At 36.0% G+C, this 21,704-nt stretch carries 20 protein-coding genes, 2 tRNA genes and 1 pseudogene; 13 read left to right on the forward strand and 10 right to left on the reverse strand.

The genetic code is table 11. The features are described 5' to 3' along the window. Nucleotides 1-64: 64 nt before the first annotated feature. From EKL96_RS00515 to EKL96_RS00535, 5 genes are read right to left on the reverse strand one after another with little or no spacing between them, the layout of a single operon-like run. Nucleotides 65-1,324: a hemolysin family protein gene (locus EKL96_RS00515; protein ID WP_126457477.1), complete on the reverse strand. Its 1,260-nt coding sequence runs from the start codon at nt 1,322-1,324 to the stop codon at nt 65-67. Nucleotides 1,325-1,327: 3 nt separating this feature from the next. Continuing rightward, a complete protein-coding gene (locus tag EKL96_RS00520) occupies nt 1,328-1,522 on the reverse strand; it encodes a hypothetical protein (protein ID WP_126457478.1) in 195 nt (64 codons plus the stop codon). Nucleotides 1,523-1,533: 11 nt separating this feature from the next. Then, complete coding sequence (lptC, locus tag EKL96_RS00525; protein ID WP_126457479.1) at nt 1,534-2,088, reverse strand: LPS export ABC transporter periplasmic protein LptC; 555 nt, start codon at nt 2,086-2,088, stop codon at nt 1,534-1,536. Between the two features lie 45 nt (nt 2,089-2,133). Further along, a complete protein-coding gene (locus EKL96_RS00530) occupies nt 2,134-3,384 on the reverse strand; it encodes a hypothetical protein (RefSeq protein ID WP_126457480.1) in 1,251 nt (416 codons plus the stop codon). Next, entirely contained in the window at nt 3,377-4,111 is a 735-nt protein-coding gene (locus EKL96_RS00535) for a type III pantothenate kinase (RefSeq protein WP_126457481.1), read from the reverse strand. Before EKL96_RS00535 ends, EKL96_RS00530 begins: the two co-directional genes overlap by 8 nt. Nucleotides 4,112-4,254: 143 nt before the next feature. Between EKL96_RS00535 and EKL96_RS00540 the strand changes: the two genes are divergently transcribed. From EKL96_RS00540 to EKL96_RS00570, 6 genes and pseudogenes are all read left to right on the forward strand, one after another. Continuing rightward, nucleotides 4,255-4,327 (forward strand) — tRNA-Phe (locus EKL96_RS00540). A 905-nt stretch (nt 4,328-5,232) separates the two neighbouring features. Then, the gene (locus EKL96_RS00545) at nt 5,233-7,392 is read left to right on the forward strand and encodes an alpha/beta hydrolase family protein (protein WP_126457482.1); all 2,160 of its coding nucleotides are present in this window, start codon (nt 5,233-5,235) and stop codon (nt 7,390-7,392) included. 447 nt (nt 7,393-7,839) lie between these two features. Next, on the forward strand, nt 7,840-8,190 hold the full coding sequence (gene nirD, locus EKL96_RS00555; RefSeq protein WP_126457484.1) for a nitrite reductase small subunit NirD: 351 nt from the start codon (nt 7,840-7,842) through the stop codon (nt 8,188-8,190). A 29-nt stretch (nt 8,191-8,219) separates the two neighbouring features. After that, entirely contained in the window at nt 8,220-8,807 is a 588-nt protein-coding gene (locus tag EKL96_RS00560) for a DUF4202 domain-containing protein (RefSeq protein WP_126457485.1), read from the forward strand. Nucleotides 8,808-8,819: 12 nt separating this feature from the next. Then, nucleotides 8,820-9,080: a type IV pili methyl-accepting chemotaxis transducer N-terminal domain-containing protein gene (locus EKL96_RS00565; protein ID WP_126457486.1), complete on the forward strand. Its 261-nt coding sequence runs from the start codon at nt 8,820-8,822 to the stop codon at nt 9,078-9,080. Continuing rightward, nucleotides 9,068-9,220 (forward strand): annotated as a pseudogene (locus tag EKL96_RS00570) (RHS repeat-associated core domain-containing protein); the annotation flags it as partial. The gene EKL96_RS00565 and the pseudogene EKL96_RS00570, both read left to right, overlap by 13 nt. 284 nt (nt 9,221-9,504) lie before the next feature. Here the strand turns inward: EKL96_RS00570 and EKL96_RS00575 are convergent. Continuing rightward, nucleotides 9,505-9,586 (reverse strand) — tRNA-Leu (locus tag EKL96_RS00575). Nucleotides 9,587-9,693: 107 nt separating this feature from the next. On the opposite strand from EKL96_RS00575, the gene EKL96_RS00580 reads away from it, so the two are divergent. The 4 genes from EKL96_RS00580 to EKL96_RS00595 all read left to right on the forward strand — a co-directional run bounded on the left by EKL96_RS00580 (nt 9,694) and on the right by EKL96_RS00595 (nt 13,642). Beyond that, a complete protein-coding gene (locus tag EKL96_RS00580; protein WP_126457488.1) occupies nt 9,694-11,082 on the forward strand; it encodes a dipeptidase in 1,389 nt (462 codons plus the stop codon). A 376-nt stretch (nt 11,083-11,458) separates the two neighbouring features. Next, nucleotides 11,459-11,809, forward strand: a complete 351-nt coding sequence (locus tag EKL96_RS00585) for a hypothetical protein (protein WP_233579243.1) — start codon at nt 11,459-11,461, stop codon at nt 11,807-11,809. A 1-nt stretch (nt 11,810) separates the two neighbouring features. Continuing rightward, complete coding sequence (locus tag EKL96_RS00590; RefSeq protein ID WP_126457489.1) at nt 11,811-12,185, forward strand: BlaI/MecI/CopY family transcriptional regulator; 375 nt, start codon at nt 11,811-11,813, stop codon at nt 12,183-12,185. Continuing rightward, nucleotides 12,182-13,642, forward strand: a complete 1,461-nt coding sequence (locus tag EKL96_RS00595; RefSeq protein ID WP_126457490.1) for an energy transducer TonB — start codon at nt 12,182-12,184, stop codon at nt 13,640-13,642. Before EKL96_RS00590 ends, EKL96_RS00595 begins: the two co-directional genes overlap by 4 nt. Before the next feature lie 180 nt (nt 13,643-13,822). Here EKL96_RS00595 and EKL96_RS00600 read toward each other — a convergent pair whose 3' ends face one another. The 3 genes from EKL96_RS00600 to EKL96_RS00610 form a co-directional block, all read right to left on the reverse strand. Further along, nucleotides 13,823-14,185: a hypothetical protein gene (locus EKL96_RS00600; protein WP_126457491.1), complete on the reverse strand. Its 363-nt coding sequence runs from the start codon at nt 14,183-14,185 to the stop codon at nt 13,823-13,825. Between the two features lie 505 nt (nt 14,186-14,690). After that, nucleotides 14,691-15,371 carry an Abi family protein gene (locus EKL96_RS00605; protein WP_126562132.1) on the reverse strand — a complete coding sequence of 227 codons (681 nt, stop codon included), beginning with the start codon at nt 15,369-15,371 and terminating at the stop codon, nt 14,691-14,693. Nucleotides 15,372-15,888: 517 nt separating this feature from the next. Beyond that, on the reverse strand, nt 15,889-17,259 hold the full coding sequence (locus tag EKL96_RS00610; RefSeq protein ID WP_126457493.1) for a saccharopine dehydrogenase family protein: 1,371 nt from the start codon (nt 17,257-17,259) through the stop codon (nt 15,889-15,891). Between the two features lie 226 nt (nt 17,260-17,485). Here EKL96_RS00610 and EKL96_RS00615 point away from each other — a divergent pair, with 226 nt between their 5' ends. From EKL96_RS00615 to EKL96_RS00625, 3 genes are all read left to right on the forward strand, one after another. Continuing rightward, entirely contained in the window at nt 17,486-17,878 is a 393-nt protein-coding gene (locus EKL96_RS00615) for a DUF423 domain-containing protein (RefSeq protein ID WP_126457494.1), read from the forward strand. 74 nt (nt 17,879-17,952) lie between these two features. After that, nucleotides 17,953-19,554: a phosphoenolpyruvate carboxykinase (ATP) gene (gene pckA / locus EKL96_RS00620; RefSeq protein ID WP_126457495.1), complete on the forward strand. Its 1,602-nt coding sequence runs from the start codon at nt 17,953-17,955 to the stop codon at nt 19,552-19,554. A 195-nt stretch (nt 19,555-19,749) separates the two neighbouring features. Then, complete coding sequence (locus EKL96_RS00625; RefSeq protein WP_126457496.1) at nt 19,750-20,850, forward strand: DUF4407 domain-containing protein; 1,101 nt, start codon at nt 19,750-19,752, stop codon at nt 20,848-20,850. A gap of 75 nt (nt 20,851-20,925) precedes the next feature. On the opposite strand, the gene EKL96_RS00630 is transcribed toward EKL96_RS00625, so the two are convergent. Then, complete coding sequence (locus tag EKL96_RS00630) at nt 20,926-21,636, reverse strand: PH domain-containing protein (RefSeq protein ID WP_126457497.1); 711 nt, start codon at nt 21,634-21,636, stop codon at nt 20,926-20,928. Between the last annotated feature and the right edge of the window lie 68 nt (nt 21,637-21,704).

A 21,704-nucleotide genomic window follows, 5' to 3' on the forward strand; every position in this document is an offset into this window, starting at 1 on the left:
ATCTAATTAATAATTATAGTAGTAGCGTTTTATTTTATAAGAAATTTCAATTTTACAAAAAAAACTACTCTAGCACGGTCATATTTACTAATTCTATTTTCTTATTTATTGCTTCTTCAATTACAAAACGATACGCTCCAATGGTGATAACCGCTCCATTTTGAGGAATTTCGGTAGTAAAATTCACAATAAACCCCCCAAGTGTTCCATACGAATCACTTTCCGGAATAGCCAGTTTATAGGTATCATTAAGGTACTCGACGTCTAACCGGGCTGAGAAAACGTATTCGCCATCACCGAGTTCTTTTTCAATCAATTCTTCATCTGAATCGTGTTCATCTTCAATTTCACCAAAAAGCTCTTCCACAATATCCTCTACGGTAATAATTCCGGAGGTGCCGCCGTATTCATCTAATACAATAGCTACACTTTTACGTTTTTTGATCAGCAAACTCATCGCATCTTTGATAAAGATTGTTTCCGGAACAAATTCTACCGGAATCACAATATCCTTGATACTGTCTGGTTTCTTGAACATATCAAAGGAATGCACGTAGCCTACAATGTCATCGAGTGAATTTTGAAACACCACTATTTTAGAATAGCCTGTTTCTATAAACAATTCTCGGAGATCTATGATGGTATCCGACAAGTCAATGGCTATAATTTCAGTACGGGGATTCATCACATCTCTGGCTTTGACTCCTGAAAATTCTAATGCATTTTGAAACATCAGAATTTCAGAATCCATGGCATCATCATCTTCAACACTGCTCATTTGTTCCGTAATGTAATTCCCCAGCTCAATTTTACTGAAATAAAGCTGTACATTATCGCCTTCGGTTTTGAAGAATTTTATCAAAACAAAATCAGAAACCCAAATAAAAAATGCAGCTATAAAATAGAAAATACTAAAAAAGAAATAGGCGGGAATTGCAAAAAACTTAAATAGAAAATTGGCATAAATTTGAAAAAAAACTTTTGGCAAGAACTCTGCGGTAATCAGCACAATGATAGTAGAAATTATGGTTTGAATTAATAAATCCAAGAAATCCGAAAACTGAAGCCCCAGAGTAACAAACCAGCGCATCAATAATTCGCCCATAAAAAAACCGTAGACCACCATGGTGACATTATTCCCAATGAGCATGGCTACGATAAACTTGGAGGGCTTTTCAGTAAGCTTTGTCAGTATTCTGGAAACAAAACCGCCTTGCTTTTTTTCAATTTCAAGATATATTTTATTTGAAGAGACAAACGCTATCTCCATTCCTGAAAAAAAAGCACTTAGTATTAGACACAGGAAAATAACACTAATCTCCATGAATTAGGATTTTTTGTTTCGGTCTTCAAACTTTTTAGCAAATTTTCTTCTAAAGAAAAACATAAAAACGGCTAATCCGGCAAACATGAAACTCAACCACGGATTTTCTTCCTCGGCATTTAACTTTATGAAGCCATCATAAATAAAATAGGCTCCAAAAACAAGATAAACGTATTGTGTGTATTTTAAATAGTTCATAGGGTGTTGTGTTATTCAGCGGTTTCGAGTTCGCCGGTTATTTTTTGAGAATTAATCACTTTGAAATCCTTGCTAAAATCGATTCCTTGTCCATTTGAAACACCTTTTGGGTCTGTTAATTTAAACCTTCTTTCGGTAAAAAACCACTCATTCCTTTGATCAAAATAAAGTTGTTCTGTTTCTAACAGCTGTCCATTTTCATTAGAGATCCTTACTTTTCCCTGCAGATCAATTACTGCTGTTCCTTTGTAAGAAATGGCATAATTTGATTTGATAAATGTTTTCTTCCCTTTTTTGTCAAATAAAGTAACATCAATCCCTTTTGGGAATTCCGTAAAAGGAAAGCTAACGTTAGAATAATCTAACATTTTAGAGCTGATCAAAATGGATGTAATCCTTCCTGAATCTGTATATTTGAGATTTACCATATCAGCATCACTACTGGGAACAAACTCGGAAAAATTTATTTTTTGTATTTCCTTAAAATTACTTTCGCACCCCAAAAAAAGCGCTCCGGCAAAAACCGTAACCCCTAATTTGATATAATATTTTTTGACTACTGTCATAAGTTGGCCTGGACGAAAAAATTGGAGAAAGTACTTCTTTTTATTCTAGTTGAATTTTCTTCTGATAAACCATTGGTCATTAAGAGAAAAACTCACACTTACATTGGCGTAGTTTTCTTGAACTAAACTAGATGCTGTAGTTCCTTTTTTGCCTAATTCAAATCCAATATTCACATTAGAGAACTGACCTGTTAGTGGCAATCCAATGCCTAGAGTTAATCCCATATCATCAATGGATTCTGAATTGATCACCATTCCGGTTTTTTCAAATTTCAAACCCCCTCGGTACGTAATCCTTTTTGTGTAGCTTGTGAACGAGTTGTAATTAGGAATAAAATACCCTCCAATGCTGTATTTCGAATGCTTTTCGTAGGTAACATTTGGCATTGAATTAAAATTATTTGCCAAGGATCCTGCATCCTGAAGCGTCACACCAACTCCTACGAGCCATTTTCTGGCCTGGCCAAAACCTGCTGCTAATGCTAATTTACTCGGCATTTTCAAATTCACTTGGCCCTTTACATCATCCAGCGCATCTACAACCACCACATCAAAATTTGAACTAAAAACCACTGTCGAAATATTCCTGTTGTTTTTAGACACCAATGTATTTTCCAGCGTATAATTTGCACTACTAAAAAAAGAGATTTTTTTATAGATTTTAGTCTGATACATCATCCCTACATTAAAATTCACGCCAGACAAATCAATCGTATTCAATTCTCTGGTTCCAACGGGAACTCCAGTAACGAATTCAAGGTTACTAGATTCAATTTTTCCAAAATTATACTGTACATCGGCACCTACACTAAAATTCGGCGTCACTTTATACCCTACTCCTAAAAAGGCCTTGTTCAAACCACCAGTACCTTTGAAACGCTTGCTGTTTTGCGAGGGATCAGTAGCAATAGATTCTATTTTATACCCTACCGATGAATACGGAATCAATCCAAAACCCAACCCAAACTTACCAATAGGCAAACCCACGGCCAGGTAATCCAGAGTCGTTCTTCTTGTATTTGCAGCTTCAGTATCTGTTTTCATTTTTGTGGTCGCATGCGTACCACCCAGGGTAAAAGTAGTTAGTTTAAGACTTGCATAACTGGCTGGATTTTGCAAGTTCATGTGTATACTGTCTTGTTCAATGGCTATTCCTGCCATCGAACGGTTTTCCAACGTTCCTTTGAACCTAACATCTCCTATTCCATAAAAAGAATACGGGGACGCTGTTCCTTCTTGAGCAAAAGATACTAATGATAAAAGCAAACAGGCGCTTATTATAATTTTTTTAATCATTTTTGGTTTTATGTTGAAATGTTTGGTTTAAACTTTCCAGAAGAAAATTTGAATTGGCAAATATGGTATTTTTTAATCGTTTAGCCAAAAAATCTGTGTCTCCACCCGTTAAAATTATTATAAAATTTAAATACCGTGCTTTATATTGATTTATAAACCCGTCAATCTCATAAACTAAACCGTTTACCACTCCGGAATGAATCGATTCTGAAGTTGATTTCCCAATCAAATCTTCCGGAATCCCCAGAGACAATAAAGGTAATTTTGCGGTGTATTGATGCAATGCTTCATAGCGCAATCGCAGTCCCGGCGAGATCGCTCCCCCTAAATAATTATTTTCCTGATCTATAAAATCATAGGTAATGCAAGTTCCGGCATCAATGACCAGCCGGTTTTGATCCGGATACCGGAGCGTAGCCCCTGCAGCAAGAACCATACGGTCAATTCCCAAAGTTTGTGGCGTTGCGTATTTATTTTGGAACGGAAAAGAATCCTTATTCGAGATAAAATGCACTTTTATCTCTTTATCGAAAGCTAAAAACGGCTGTTTTCCGAGATCTCCAACTGAAGAAACCACCAAATCAGTTGTTTTTTTAAAGTTTTTTAAAATATTTTTAATATTTTTTTCCAATTCAATTTGGCTAAAAACAAAAACCTCCAAAAGCATAGCACCCTCAAAAACAGCGGCTTTAATTCTGGTATTTCCCACATCAACTACTAAAATCATAATTTCTTTTTTGATGGGACAAAGGTACGAATTGATTTTTTTTTAAAATTGTTTTGGATAAACTAAAAATCATACTATATTTGCACCCGCAAACAAGTTCATCGAACTCCTACTAAAATAAGAGCAAAGTGAGATAATAGCGAGGTACCTTAGCTCAGATGGTAGAGCAATGGACTGAAAATCCATGTGTCCCTGGTTCGATCCCTGGAGGTACCACAAAACCCACTCAAACGAGTGGGTTTTTTGTTTTTATACAAAATCAAAAACAACTTTGTTCAAGACTTGATCTAAAACACATTCCTTTCGTCCTTGCTCAAAGCAGTATTGCAAGAAACAAAATACTCGTACAGCAATAAAATTCCCTTCAAAAGACCTCAAAAAGCGCCTTCGTTTCTGGAATCAGTAGTTCCCCTCTTGTTCCCAAAAAAATATTTTATTCCGTGTACAAACTCCATAAAAACAGCCCGCACTCTCGTTTAATGCATTGCCTTCATATTCTTTATAATTAAAAACAAATAGGCCTAATTGCAAAAAAAACAATCGCACACGAACCCCTTCTTATCTTTTTAATAATTTTCCTACAAAAACATTCCACTTCTATGTTTGCAAAAAACACTTTTTAAATAAGTAGGAAAACCAGGCTTATAAAAGGAATAACACATACACCTGAAAAATAAAGACCGAGTAAAAAGAGGTCCTTTTACAATTTAGCTTTGCATTTTTTTTCCGGCAGCAACATCTCCCACAGTCGCTTTCTCGCCCACATTTGTATTGAAAGAAAAAACAGGTATTCCAATACGGATTTCAAAAATCATACCGAGCATCGCCCAGTGGCCATGATACAACTACAACTGGTCTTGGCGTCTTGTAAAGATTTATTTCTTGCTTTCCTTACAAAAAAGGTTCTCAGAATTATCAAAGAGTAATGACAACAAGGAGAAGAATACTCTTATTTTGATGTTTTTATCGGACTACACTGTTCTTTTTTCCTATATTTACTAAAAAACCAAACTTCCTTTTTTGCCGGAACAAGCAAATTATGATAAATTGTAACACCAAGAATTAGTTGCCTGTATGCCTTTTCTCTTGAATTAAATAAAAATTAGCGATACCATTACACTATGAAAAAAATTTCCCTGTTACTGCTTTTTATTGCCACGCTGCAAGCCACTATTGCTCAAAACGGAACAGAACCCGTACACCTTACAGATCTGCTAAAAATTAAAACCATCAACAACGTCACACTAACTAAAGACGGAACAAAAGTGGCCTTTACCCTGACCACTATCGAGCCTGACCAGACTAGTACGCTGGATTATAAGTATCGAACCCAGATATATAGCGCATCCACGGCAAACACAGCCGCTCCGTTGCAGTTGACCACTAGCAAAGAAGGTGCTGCAAAACCCGCATGGAGTCCAGACGGAAAGCAGCTTGCTTTTACGCGCTCCGTAGAAGACAAATCTCAAGTTTTTATTTTATCCCTTGATGGAGGAGAATCTATGCAATTGACCAGCCATAAGTACGGCGCAAACAACCCAAAATGGTCTCCAGATGGCAAAAAAATACTTTTTTCATCAAGTCTTTCTCTACAAGAATTAATTGCAGACTCTACCCTAAACAAATCACATGACATACCAACTTGGGCCATGGAAAAACCTGGTTTTACCAATAATGAACATTTGTTACCCAATAGCGACAAACCAAACCCAAATGGGAGCTTATCCCAGATAAGAGCCTATCTCGAAAAAAATGCCGTGGATAAAAAAGCAATCGTCCTAAACAAATTAAACTTTCAAAGTGAGTCGGCTATCTCATCCGAAATGACTTATAACCATTTCTTTGATATCAATGTGACTAAAGATGCTGCGCCACGACTGCTCACAAAAGGATTTTATAGTTTTACCAATGCTGACTATACTCCAGACGGCAAACAACTCATTTTCTCGGGCGATATGGACACCGCAGAAAATCCGGATCGCTCTTTAGAAAGCGAAATTTATTTAGCGGATAGTGATGGGACTAATTTAAAAATGATCTTAGGCGAAAAGGACAAAAGATACAGCAATGCCTCCGTATCGCATTCCGGAAAATGGCTTGCCTTTCTTTTCAGTTCTACTTCTTTCGTCTCAGTCCCTACCTTAGCAATAATGCCAATAAATGGAACCGAAAAAGACATTATAACGATCCCATTTGATCGCAATAAAACAAATCTCATTTGGAGTACTGATGACAAACACCTCTACTTCACTGGACAAAGCAATGGTGGAAATGTCCTGAACAAAGTCACTATTGCCACAAGAAAAGTAGATTCTTTATCGAGCAGTGAGATTGGCATTAGCAGTTTTGACATTGCAAACAAAACTCTTGTTTATTCTAAAACAGCGATTTCAAATCCATCCGAACTGTATTTTTCCACTACGGATTTCAAAAAAGAAAGAAAAGCCAGTACTTTTAATGATTGGGTGCAAACTAAAAAATTATCCTTTCCTGAAAAGAAAACGTTTGTCAACGATTTAGGGATGACCATTGAGTATTGGGTAATGAAGCCTGCCAACTACCAAGCAGGAGAAAAATACCCTTTGTTGCTGGAAATTCATGGAGGGCCATCTGCAATGTGGGGACCAGGTGAAGAAAGCATGTGGCACGAATACCAATATTTTTGTAGCAAAGGATATGGTGTAGTGTATAGCAATCCTAGGGGTTCCGGCGGTTATGGTTTAGATTTTTTACGGGGTAACATCAATGACTGGGGCAAAGGTCCTGCAAGCGATGTGCTGACCGCTTTAGATAAAACTATCGATCAAGGCTGGGCTGATCCCGATAAACTATTGATAACCGGAGGTTCTTATGCTGGCTACCTGACGGCTTGGATTATCAGCCATGACAATCGATTCAAAGCCGCCTGCGCACAACGTGGCGTGTACGACCTGAACACCTTTTTTGGCGAAGGAAATGCCTGGAGACTGGTTCCTAATTATTTTGGCGGCTATCCGTGGGAACCCAAAGTAAAAGAAATTCTGGCGAGAGAATCCCCTTTGACATACGTTGAAAACATCAAGACACCATTTATTATTTTTCATGGAGGCAATGACCGTCGTACGGGATTCGTTCAGGGAGAAATGATGTATCGCAGTCTCAAGGTTCTGGGGCGTCCCGTTGAATATGTAGTCCATCCGGGAGCAACACACGAAATCACTCGCAATGGCGACAACAGACAGCGAATGGATCAAATGTTGCGAACCTATGAATTCTTTGAAAGATGGATTGCTAAAAAATAAAAAACTCAATTTTAAAATTACGTAGAATAAAAAAATTAAATTAAGTACGTTTATATAAGTATTAATACTTACCCGTTGGGTGCAATTAATTTTTGATGATAATTTTCGTCAGTTCGAGTGATCCCACTTTTGGGCGGGATTATATCGAGAACTAGAAAATTAGTATTAAAAACGGTTCTCGATACACGTCACTTCGAGTGCGAAGCGTATCGAGAAGTTTGTTCCGTTTTACTACACAAAAAACACTCGAACTGACGTTTTGAATAATTGCACCCAACGGGTTAATACTTGTATTTGCGTAACAATACTTAATTAATTGGATTATGATTAAAGTAACAGTAGTCGGAAACGGCATGCTAGGATACAAGTTTTGCGAAAAATTCATTGCAAAACCCAGACAGGAAAAATATCAAATTACCGTATTTGGAGAAGAGCCCAGACGCGCTTATGATAGCGTTCACTTATGTGAAAACTTGGTTAAAGGCCGGAAAAACAAGCGATTTTCCAAGCAATAGAGGCGGTTGCCTCAAATACAAAGACAAGCAAATTGCCATCATCAACTTTGAACGCAAAAAAGAATGGTATGCCCGTCAGAACGCCTGCCCTCATAAAATGAAAATGGCTCTTTCCAGAGGAATGTTGGGTTCTATGGGAGATATTCCCAAAATATCCTGCCACTTGCACAAAAGAACTTTTTCACTTGTGGACGGTACCAATTTAAATGGAGACGATCTAAAAATTGCGACTTATTCTGTAAAAATTGTAGGTGACGAGGTATTCGTTGGCTTTTTGGATTAATTATGTATCTTTGATTTTAAACCTTTCAAATGACAATCTTACAATTCCAAAATGCCAGCGCATGGATTGATGCAGAAAATGCACAAGATCCAAATCATGAAACAGACCACTCTGTTTCGCAGCCAAAGGAACTATTGTACTCTAATCGAATGTACGAAAGGCTGATGGATTTTTATCCAAATGCATCCGAAGCTGTTCAAATTTCGGCCAAAGCACAACACATTTGCCGATGGAAAATGCCCCGAGAATCCTACCCAATGGATCGAGTGGGCTATCTAAAATGGCGCGAAGATTTGAAAAAATTTCACGCTGAAACCACTGCTGAAATTTTAGAAAAAGCAGGGTATTCCATAGCATTTATTGCACGGGTTTCTTTCCTTATCGAAAAAAAATTACTCAAAAAAGATATCGAAACACAACTCCTTGAAGATGTAATTTGTTTGGTGTTTATGGAATTTTATTTGGATCCTTTTGTTCGAAAACACGACCGAGAGAAAATGAAAAATATTATCTTGAAAACCTGGAATAAAATGTCTGAAAAAGGACAACAGGAAGCCCTAAAAATAAAATTTAGTGCTGAAAATTTCGATTTGATAAAAGAAGCGCTTGGTTTGTAAATCGACATGCTTATGAAAAACAGAGCCACAGCATCTGCCGACAAAGACATCTTCAAAAATCTAAGACGATTCTATCTATTTGCCTTATTGACTATTGCGGTTACGGTTCTGTTAAGTCAACTTCTAATTCAGTCCAACCTTAACCGTCAGTTGAGCGATTCTAAAATAATCAATATTTCGGGTAAACAAAGAATGCTGAGCCAGAAATTGACAAAAGAAATTTTAATTTTGGGATTTATTGCTGATCCCAATACTAAAACCACGAACATTTAGCAGAAGTTGGCTTAATTCATATGAACGGTCGTTTATATGATCCTGTTTTACGTTCTTTCTTAATGCCGGATAATTTTATCCAGCAACCGGAGAATACCCAAAATTACAATCGGTATGCCTATGTGCTGAACAACCCATTACCTCAATAAGATAATTTACACAGAAAACGAAACAAAGACATTTATTTAAGGACAAAAAAACAAACTGCTAAACTTTTATTATTTCAAGTTAAGACTATAGAAACAGACAAAATAATGTTATAAAAATACTGTTTAACAGTTTTTAACTTATTGTATCAATCTAATTATATTACATTAAAATAGGTTCATTTTAGTTTCACAACACGAAACGGAGTTGTTATTAGGTCAACTCTTAAAAACAAAAAACCCAAAACACTAATAATTAGTACTTTGGGTTTTTAAAGTGCGGATAATAGGACTCGAACCTACACGCCTTGCGGCACCAGATCCTAAGTCTGGCATGTCTACCAATTTCACCATATCCGCGAAATTCTGAGTGCAAATATAAGCATTACTTCTTAAGTTCAAAGGAATTTCTTAAAAAATTATTTACTCAGTTTTTTGTACTTTTGAGATTATAAAATTATTAAATAATGGAAAATATTAAAGCATACATTCAAGAACACAAAGACCGCTTTATCAACGAGTTAATCGAATTATTAAAAATGCCCTCCGTGAGCGCAAATCCTGCTTTCTCACTAGATATCATCAATACTGCTGCTGCCGTAAAAGCAAGTTTGGAAAAAGCAGGCTGCGATTTCGTTGAAATCTGTGATACCCCAGGCAACCCAATCGTGTATGGCGAAAAAATAATCGACCCAAGTTTACCAACCATTTTAGTGTATGGCCATTATGACGTACAACCCGCAGATCCAGTTGAATTATGGACTTCGCCGCCATTTGAACCCGTAATTAAGAAAACCGAAACTCATCCCGACGGCGCTATTTTTGCCCGTGGATCCTGTGATGACAAAGGCCAAATGTACATGCACGTAAAAGCATTGGAATATATGGTTCAATCGAATACTTTGCCGTGTAATGTGAAGTTTATGATTGAAGGCGAAGAGGAAATTGGCTCCAAAAGCTTGAGCTGGTTCGTAGAACGCAATCAGGAAAAACTAAAAAATGACGTGATTTTAATTTCGGACACCGGAATGATTTCTAATCAACAACCGTCGATTACAACAGGATTACGTGGATTGAGTTACGTAGAAGTCGAAGTTACGGGACCAAACCGTGATTTACATTCCGGATTATATGGAGGAGCGGTTGCCAACCCAATCAATATTTTAGCCAAAATGATTGCTTCGCTTCATGATGAAGACAACCACATTACCATTCCTGGTTTTTATGATAATGTAGCAGAATTATCCTTGGAAGAAAGAGCCGAAATGGCCAAAGCGCCTTTCAACTTAGACAATTACAAAAAAGCATTAGACTTAAATGACATTTACGGCGAAAAAGGCTATAACACAAACGAAAGAAACTCCATTCGCCCTACACTGGACGTCAACGGAATCTGGGGTGGTTACACCGGTGAAGGTGCCAAAACCGTTATTGCAAGCAAGGCTTTCGCTAAAATTTCCATGCGTTTGGTTCCTAATCAGGATTGGGAACAAATCACGGAACTATTTACAAAACATTTCATAAGCATTGCTCCTGCCGGCGTTACCGTAAAAGTAAAACCACATCATGGCGGACAAGGTTATGTAACCCCCACGGACAGCATTGGCTACAAAGCCGCGAATATGGCGTATACAGAAACCTTTGGCGTTCCCGCAATTCCCGTGCGCTCCGGAGGAAGTATTCCTATCGTGGCGTTATTCGAAAAAGAGCTGAAAAGCAAAACTATTTTGATGGGATTTGGTCTGGACAGTGATGCCATTCACTCGCCAAACGAACATTTCGGAATCTTCAATTACCTGAAAGGGATTGAAACCATTCCGTTGTTTTACAAATATTTTGTAGAACTTTCTAAATAATAGTTAGCGATACCGTCCGTTCGAGTTTTTTTGTAAAGAGAAACGGAACAAAAAAGTATCGAGAACCTACATCCGCTCTAAACAGGGCGGATTTTTTTTGGGCGTTCCCACGCTTCCACTATCGTTCCAGCGTGGTCAGGCTGTCCGTTCTCAATCTTTTTATTTTTTGAAACAAAAAAATAAAAAGGATTTCCACTCCCATCCTTAACGCAAACCGCTGACTACCAAAATATTTTTCATAAAAATTTGTTTATTTCAATTTATATTCTATATTTGTAGAGCTAACTCTATTTTCGTAGAACAAAATTATTTTATGCGACAAACTGTTATTGTAATCGGCTTGTTATTTTTCCTCTTTAGTTGCAAAACCAATCAGATGAAAAATAAACTTAGAGAAGGACTTTGGATTGAACAATACTCACAGGATAGTTCCCATTATAAATCAATTGGAAAATACAGAAAAGGTGATCCCGTAAAAAAATGGAGTTATTTTTTAAATGGTAGAATCATAAAAAGAGAAAAATACAAAGACAACATCTGCAACACTACTTTTTATCATGAAAATGGAAAAATACAGTCCAAAGGAAAAACAAAAATGGAAACGAGCGATAAGTACGCACATTGGTTTTATTTTGGTGACTGGAAGTTCTTTAATGAACATGGAAAACTAATAACGATAAAGAAATACAAAAACGGAGAATCAGTTTCCGAAATAGAAATTAAATAACATGCAACAATTAACAAACTCAGAAGAACAACTCATGGAACACCTTTGGAAACTCGAGAAAGCCTTTATGAAAGACTTGCTTGAAGCCTATCCAAAACCAAAACCGGCAACCACAACCGTGGCTACTTTATTGAAAAGAATGATTGACAAGCAATTTGTAGCGTATACTGAATTTGGGAACTCCCGGGAATATTATCCATTGGTCAAAAAAACGGATTATTTCTCCAAACACGTCAACGGATTGATAAGTAGTTTTTTCAATAATTCGGCGTCGCAATTTGCTTCTTTCTTTACCACCGAAACGAATTTGTCTCAAACGGAACTGGAAGAACTCAAGAAAATAATCGACAGTGAAATTCAAAAAAAGAAAAAATGAGCGACTTTCTAATCAAATCAACTATCACTTTATTCATATTATTGGCAGTGTATTATTTGTTTTTGGAAAAAGAAAAAATACACGTTTTCAATAGGTTTTACCTGTTGTTCAGCCTTGTTTTCTCAATGGTGATTCCCTTTATTACTATCGAAGTTATTCAGGAAATAGCACACTCTGCAGTCAATCCGGGAAATATCCAAATACTGCAAGGAAACGCTGTAGTACTTGAAGAAACAAACTATCTAGCAATAGGATTATGGAGTTTATATGCTGTAGTAACACTCGTTTTGGCGATACGTTTTATCAGTAATATCATCAAGATTTCGTCTAAAATGAAGTCGAACACGCCAATTGATTATAAGAATGCCAAATTGATTTTGCTACCCAAAAAAACGCTACCGCACACGTTCCTGAATACGATTTTTATCAACGAAACGGAGTACAACTACCGTCAAATTGAAGCTGAATTGTACACGCATGAACTCACACATGTAACCCAAAAACACACTTTGGATATTTTATTCATCGAACTATTGAAAACCGTTTTTTGGTTCAACCCTATTTTTATTTTTTACAAAAAAGCCATTCAACTCAATCACGAATTTCTTGCTGACGAGAAAGTAGTGACCTCTTATAATAACGTTCCGTTTTACCAATCTTTATTGCTATCGAAAGCAAACGAGAATCAAACTTTTTACTTGGCCAGTAATTTGAATTATTTAATAACTAAAAAACGATTACTTATGATGACAAAAACCACATCAAAAACGAAAGCTTTATTAAAAAAAGCAACGTTAATTCCGGTAGTAACTGCCTTATTATTTTTATTGTGTACGAAAGTCGTTGCGCAAGAAACCAATGTGAAAAAAGAAACTACTCCTGTAAAACCTGGAAATTTATTTAAAACGTATTACGACAAAACCACCTTTAAAATTAAAGATGAAAAAGGGAAGATTACCAGCGAAAAAAAATACAATGAACTAACTCCTATCGAAAAGAGAGCTATACCTTCTATCCTATCAAAGCAAAAAAAACTACCTACAAATGAAGAGCTTCTGGCAACTTTAAGCAAAGGAGCTCCTGAAGTAATTGAAATAGACACATTCAATTCTGAAAATCAGTTAGTCCAAAAAGGGGAAAATGAAGTCTACAACACTGCCGGATTAACCGAAAAACCAGATTTTCCCGGAGGAATATCAGAATTTTACAAATTTGTCGGCAATAATTTTAAAACTCCAGAACAACCTAACTTAAAAGGAAAGGTATACATCACCTTTATAATAGAAAAAGACGGCAGTTTAAGCGACATAAAAAACATACGAGACATTGGTTTTGGAACCGGTGAAGAAGCCATACGCGTTTTGAAAATATGCCCGAAATGGATTCCCGGGAAAATGAACGGCGTCCCTGTGAGAGTAATGTATAGCCTCCCAATAACTTTACACTCAAAATCATAATAGTATAAAAAAACAAATCCGCTTCAAAAGGAGCGGATATGTTAAATTAACTTCCCGTTAGTGGAGGAAGCATTGTTTTTCGGTTAAACACTAATTTCGCACTTACAAAACCAAATGTAAATTAAGCATAAAACCCCAATCTCGCCAAACGGCAATTGTAAGTAGTTTTTCTATTTTTAATTACATTCCTCCAATTATAAACGAAACTTTAGAATTTACAGCATAGTCTCTAGAAAACCCAGAATTTTTACTTTTTAAAATCACCTCAGAACTTGTTGCGGTTCCTTTAAAACCATCATTACAATCCACTGCCAAATTCAGTGTTTTAATTTTTCCATTTTTAGAAAATTTAGTTTTGGAAAAGTCAATAATTATATCTTTTTCTGTTTTAAATTCAGATGCTATTTTTGTCAATTCTTTCTCAGTTGTGTTTTCTGTAATTATTAAAAATACTTTTTCAGAATCCGTTGCATATTTTGTTTCCGATTCTTTTGAACAGCTTAAAATTAAAATTCCGACTAGCACTAAAATTATTTTTTTCATTTTTTGGTTTTTTTAATTAGTATCTCATCTTTTCTTTTTGTTACAGTGTTCCTTAAAATTACTTAAAACTAGTCTATAACCGAAATAAACCTCCATATGTAACGCCTAAATCTGGATAGATTAGCGAAGGTTTCTTTCCCTTTGCGTTTTTCAAATATATTAAAATTATCTTACAAATTATTGAAAAAACACTCTTGAGTAGGATGTTTTGCGTGAGGGATGGAAGCGAAAATCCTTTATGTTTTTTCTTTAAAAACATAAACATTGCAGCGAACAGCCCGACCCAAAGTGGCGAGGAGGAATGACGAAGCAATTTGCAGGGTCACGCCCAAAAATATTTCTCCAAAAAAAGAGGGCCAAATCCTCTTCTTATTCTAGCTAACCTTTTTACGAAAACTCCATAGTGTTCACCAACATAAAATCGGTTTTCCTGCATATTAAAGCCAGGTTTGATTGTTCGTATTGCCTACGAGGCGAAAGTCTAGCTATCGTGCCAAGTATTAATTTATATCTGTTTCGCAATACTTATTTTATTGTCAATTGCGTCAAAATACTCAACATAGTCTGTCAAATCTGCATCAATCCAATTCAGCATTTCATATATTTCATTTTTGATATTTTCTGCATATGAAAAATCAATTGCATTTCCATAAAAGCAAACAGGTTCGTTATGATAAACTCTATTTCTAAATTCTCTTATTCTGTTTAGTTTCTGACTTATTGCACTTCTATTAATTCCGGCTGGTTTATTACTAAATGAATGTATAACAATTCCACCTATGAGCCGGTAATGGTGCGTATCGAATAAACTAGTCCAAAAGCCGAAAGATTGTTCAGCAACAACTTTTCCAGCTGTTACCAACCCGCCTTTTCGTTTTATGGTTCTTTCAGCAGTTAAGATTGAATTTTTAAGAAAGAATCTAGACGAATGTAATGAATGGTCGTTCATAAAACCATTTTTCTCTGTAATAATCCAGTTTGGATTTGCGAAATGTGCAGATACTTGATTGTTGAAAATATTTCTCAGGAATATTTCAAATAAGTTTAAAACTGGATAAAAAGATTGTGCAACTCTTAAGTTTGCTCTGTATAATTTTTGCGCTTTTGTTTTTGAGTTACCTGAAGCTAATAAAAATCTGTTTAATCTAGGTTGAGAAAGATAGTATTCAAGCTTATTATATTCCATTAATTTTTTCCTAAAAAGATTGATTTTACAAATATATGCCATATCTTTACACTGTAATGCTTAATCAAGCCTCTTTTCTCCTAAAGAAAACGTAATTAAGTGAAAGATTTTACTTAGAGCTCTTTGGTTTTTCCGAGGAGCTTTTTTAATATTAACCACCACTGCTACACAAGTGGAAAAACCTTCATATACTCCTAAATCTTTTTAGATTAAAGAAGGTCTATTTCGCTTTACATTTCCCAAATATATTAAAACTTTCTTACAAGTCATTAAAAAAAAGACGCGTCATTGCCGTGCGTTGCGTGAGGGATGGCAGCGAAAATCCTTTATGTTTTTTCTTTAAAAACATAAAGATTGCAGCGAACAGCCCGACCCAAAGTGGCGAGGAGGAATGACGAAGCCAACTGCAGGGTCACGCCCATACTTCGGCTACGCTCAGCATAAATAAAGAATTTTAAAAAACAAATCCGCTTCAAAAGGAGCGGATTTATCAAACTAAAAATCTAAAAACAAACTACTAACTAAACTCTTTATCAGGATTGTATCCTAAATATGGCATGGATTGTTCCTTGAAAACTACACCGTATTCCTCTAATTCTTTTAAAATAGGCACATAAACTTCCTTACGAATCGGTAATTGAACTCCGGGAGTTGTAATTTTACCATTCAGTATTAATAATGTTGCCATTGCAACAGGCAAGCCTACTGTTTTTGCCATGGCTGTATAGGTTTGATCATCCCCAATGCAAACCATTTTGGAATCTATTTGCTCTTTTTTGCCATTTAATTCGTATCCAAATTTGTGATACATGACAATCATATCTTTATCATCTTGCTGAAGCGTCCAACTATCAGTCAAGATCTTTTCCAGAATTTGTGCCGGCGTGGCATTCTTCAAGCCTACAATTTTATTGCGATTGAACAAGTCCAATTCCAACAATTTGTCCCACATGATATCGTCCTGATCAATCTTAAGAATCAAACGAGTCTTGATTTCCACGGAATCCGTGGGATGATACGGCAAGAAAGAATTCACAAATTCCCTGTAACTCATGTTTTCAGAATCCTCCATTACGTAACTGTCATCTGTCATTCCTAATTGCACAAACATATTCCAAGCTTTAGAGAAACCAACTCTACGGATCGTTCCTCGGTATAAAGTCAGTACATTATCCAAGCCATACACGCTGCGGTATTTCAAGGAATCCCGATTGGAATAGGCTTCAAATCGGCCAAACTCTTCCACTTCTAGAAATTCCGTTCTGCGAAACAAATTACAATACGGAATGTATTTATACGTTCCTTCCTGAATAAATTTGGCAGCGCCTCCTTGTCCTGCCAAAACCACATTGCGTGGTGCCCAGGTAAATTTATAATTCCAAAGATTCGTGTCGGATTCCGGCGCTACGAGTCCACCACAAAAAGATTCAAAAAGAAGCATTTCTCCGCCTTTTTCTTTAATTTCATCAATCACTTTCATCGCACTCATGTGGTCAATACCTGGATCAAGTCCAATTTCATTCATGAAAATGAGATTGTTTTCTTTGGCGGCAGCATCTAATTCCTGCATGGCATCGCTCACATAAGAGGCGGTAACCAAATGCTTTTTATATATTATACAATCTTTAGCCACTTCGATGTGCAAATGAGCCGGCAACATCGAGATGACAATGTCAGCATTTTCAATTGCTTTTTTTCGTTGCTCATTATCGTAAATATCTAAAGATATAGCAGTTGCGTTTTTATGATCATTGGTTTTACGCTGAGCTAAAGCCAATGATAAATCACCAATAATTAAATGCAAGTTTTCTTTTTCTGATTTACTTAAAAGATAATGTATCAAAGAGGAAGCTGATCTTCCCGCCCCGATGATTAAAATTGTTCTCATTTTTATTTATTTACAACACAAACATACAAAAATGTTGTATTTATAACAAATAACTCAAGATAATTTGCTGAGAAAGCTTTTATTCTTTTCGTTCTTTCTTTTACGTTTTAAAAATAAAAAATTAGTCTGCTTAGTCTACCGTTAAATTAAGTTCATTTGAAAGTATCGTGCCAAATACTTTTAAAGTTAGGAGATATGAAATACTTTTGCATCAAACATCATTATCATGGACAAAAAGATACTTACAACGGGAACTATTCTGGGAATGATTGCAATAATTTTTGGTGCTTTTGGCGCACATGCCCTAAAAAAAGTACTGTCTATTGAGCAATTAAATACTTTTGAAACAGGCGTACGCTACCAAATGTACCATGCACTGTTTTTATTGTTTCTTGGACTCCTGAAAGACCTCTCTCAAAAAACAAAAAAAACGCTCTATAATTTAGTGCTTTTCGGTGTAATTCTATTTTCTGGCTCCATTTATCTATTGGCAACAAACACCCTTACTTCGTTTGATTTTAGCATCATTGGATTTATAACTCCTATTGGCGGACTCCTATTAATACTGGCCTGGGGCGTTTTATTGATAAATATTTTAAATAAAAAGTCACAAATTTAGACGAAACAAATTCTATCTGAAATTTAATATCTACTTTTGCAGTCTATAAAAACAAACTACACAACAAAATATTTATGGACAATAACACACTTTTCACGCAATCGATTTCGTTAAAAGAATTAGGAATTGAAAATGCAAAAATTCATTACCAGTTATCTCCTGATGAATTACACGACATCACCATCAAATCTGGTCAAGGAATCGAAGTTTCAAGTGGATCATTAGCGGTCAACACAGGAGAATACACAGGCAGATCTCCGCTGGATCGTTTTATCGTGAAAGACAGCGTCACTGAAAACGAAGTGTGGTGGGGAAAAGTAAACATCCCTTTCTCGCCAGAAGCTTTTGAAAAATTATACAACAAGGTTACCGCTTATTTATCCGGCAAAGAAATTTTTGCGAGAGATTCTTATGTGTGTTCAGACCAAAATTACAGATTAAATGTCAGAGTAGTGACAGAAACCGCTTGGGCCAACTTATTTTGCTACAACATGTTTTTAAGACCTGAAATGGAGGAATTAGCAGACTTCGACCCCGAATGGACTTTACTTTGCGTGCCTAGCTTTATGGCAGATCCAATTATAGACGGAACACGTCAAAGCAATTTCGCAATTCTTGATTTTACACGAAAAGTAGTTTTAATAGGCGGAACCGGATATACAGGTGAAATAAAAAAAGGGATTTTCTCTGCCTTGAATTTCATTTTGCCAGTTTTCAAAAACACCTTACCAATGCATTGCAGTGCCAACGTTGGTAAAGATGGTGATACAGCTATCTTCTTTGGATTATCAGGAACCGGAAAAACAACTTTATCAGCTGATCCTAACAGAAAATTAATTGGCGACGATGAACATGGTTGGACGAATGAAAATACCGTTTTCAATTTTGAAGGAGGGTGTTATGCAAAAGTCATCAACCTTTCTGAAGAAAATGAACCTGACATTTTTCGCGCTATAAAAAAAGGAGCAATTCTGGAAAATGTAATTATCAATAAAGATACGAATGACGTTGATTTTGAGGATATTTCCATTACACAAAACACGAGAGTAAGTTATCCTATTTTTCATATTGATAATATTCAGCAAGGTTCCATTGGAGAAAATCCTAAAAATATATTCTTTTTGACCGCGGATGCGTATGGTATCCTGCCTCCCATTGCACTACTAACTCCGGGACAAGCAGCGTATTATTTCATCTCAGGATACACAGCAAAAGTTGCCGGAACTGAAGCAGGAATCACAGAACCTCAACCCAATTTCTCGACGTGTTTTGGAGCGCCATTTATGCCATTACACCCAACAAGATATGCTGAAATGTTAACTAAAAAAATGAAAGATGCCAATGTAAAAGTCTGGCTTATCAATACAGGATGGACTGGTGGCCCTTACGGAGTAGGAAGCCGAATGAAATTAAAATACACCCGTGCCATGATTACCGCTGCATTAAACGGAGAATTGGACGATGTGCCGTATGAGAACCACCACGTTTTTGGAATTGCAAAACCGCAAACCTGTCCAAATGTTCCTAGCGAAATTCTAAATCCCAGAAATACATGGGAAGACCCAGAACTTTACGATAAAAAGGCAATAGAATTAGCTCAAAAATTTAAAGCCAACTTCACCAAATTTGAAGAATTTGCCAATGCCGAAATTATGGCAGGAGCACCATTAACATAAGGTATTATTAATTCAAAAACCAATAGAGCCGTTCGTAAAGAGCGGCTCTATTTTATTTAGGACAAACCGTAACAAAAAGCCATAAATAAATACCTATCAAGTATTTATACCACAATCCATTTTTTGTCGTTAAATTTATATACATCAATCATCCGCGCCGGAATAGCAATCTGGTGAAGCAATCAAAAATCAATTATGTTAAAACAATTTTTCATTCTGTGTTCCGGCTCAGACAAAGACCTACTCGTAGGCTGTTCCGAGGGCGAACAAACCAAATATGTAGGTATTGGCGCCACTGTTTTCTTTACTGCGGTCATGGCTTTTCTTGCCAGTTCGTATGCATTGTTCACCGTCTTTGACAGTATGTATCCCGCAATCGCATTTGGTATCGTTTGGAGTTTACTCCTATTTAATTTGGATCGTTTTATTGTTTCCACTATTCGAAAAAGAGATAAATTTGGAAGTGAATTTCTGCAGGCAACTCCCCGAATTATTTTGGCGGTAATCATTGCGATCGTCATTTCGAAACCATTAGAAATTAAAATCTTCGAGAAAGAAATCAACACCGTTTTATTGAAAGAGAAAAATACGATGGCTTTAAATAACAAAAAGGAAGTGGCCAATTATTTCAAATCGGATTTAGACAAGAACAAAACCGAAATAGCAGGTTTGAAATCGGAAATTATTAAGAAAGAAAAAGAAGTTAACTCGCTTTATGAAACGTACATCACCGAAGCCGAAGGAACCGCAGGAACCAAAAAATTAGGCAAAGGCCCTGTTTTTAAAGAAAAAATTGCCAAACATGATATGGCAAAACAAGAACTGGACAACCTACAAAAAACCAACTTGGCTAAAATTGCCGAAATGGAGAAAAATACCAAAACGCTGCAAACCGATTTAGACAAAAAAGTTACCGAAACCCAACCTATTATTGATGGATTTGACGGTCTAATGGCACGAATCAATGCCTTGGATAAATTACCGTGGCTGCCTTCGTTCTTTATCACACTCTTGTTTTTAGCCATTGAAACTTCTCCTATTATTGCTAAACTTTTATCTCCAAAAGGGGAATACGACTATAAATTAGAAGATATAGAAACAGCGTTGAAAGCAACAATCGAGCAAGACAAATACCAACGCACTTTGTTGGTAAAAACTAGCGCCACTATGCACGACAAAGTGTACGGAGACATTGCTCAAGACAAACAGTTGTATGATTTACAACGAAAAAACGCTGCCGATTTGCTCGAATTACAATCAAATAATTTTGTAGAAAAGCAGAAAAGAACACTTTAAGTCGAAAGTCGAAAGTCCTAAAGTCAAAAGGAAGTAAATATCTTTTGACTTTATAACTTTCGACTTTAATATTAATTACATAAAACTCAAAATTTCTTTTTTGAAAGCGTCATATTCGCCTTGTAAAATCAATCCGTTATCTAGCAATTTTTTATAATTCTGCAATTTTTCAAAAAGTTCGTCTTGCGATAAATCGCTTAAAGATTTGTCTTTTGATATTACTGTAGACTCTTCAAAATCTTGATTTTCAGCAGTGAAATTAGTTGGTGAAACAGGCATTAGTTCAGCAAAATTAGTCACTTCTTCCGTTTCCATTTCTTCAATAATTTCATCTTCTGCCATTGGTGAAAACGGAATTGCATCTACAAGTGTTGCATTTAATACTGCTCCTGTTTTCAATATATCCAATTGTTCTTTGGCATACGTAAAAATTTTACGCGCTTGGATTTTAGGAATATAATCAATAGAAACTTCCATATTGGTTCTCGTTGTGAAAGAAAACTCGGATCCCAGAATGTTTTCTTTCACAAATGTGCCTTCTATTTCATCCCAAGTGTAATCAATAAAATTCATTGAAAGTCCCAGATTTTTAGGCTGACAAATGATAATTCTTTTATTCGTCATCACAATACTATCCGGCAAAACAGTAATCGCTGGTTTTTTTTGAACAGCAATATATCCGATTTCTTCATTTTTCATCAATAAATCACTCAGTTTTGAAGCGATTTTTTCAATGGCTTTTGGGTCTTGTTCTTCGTTTAAAAACTTTTTAAATTGTTCTTTCATGTGATATGCTGAATTTATCTCAGTAAGTATTTATAATTTTAATCTAAATATATTCGCAAAAGTAATGC

Source organism: Flavobacterium sp. LS1R10, from assembly GCF_003968825.1.
GTDB lineage: Bacteria > Bacteroidota > Bacteroidia > Flavobacteriales > Flavobacteriaceae > Flavobacterium.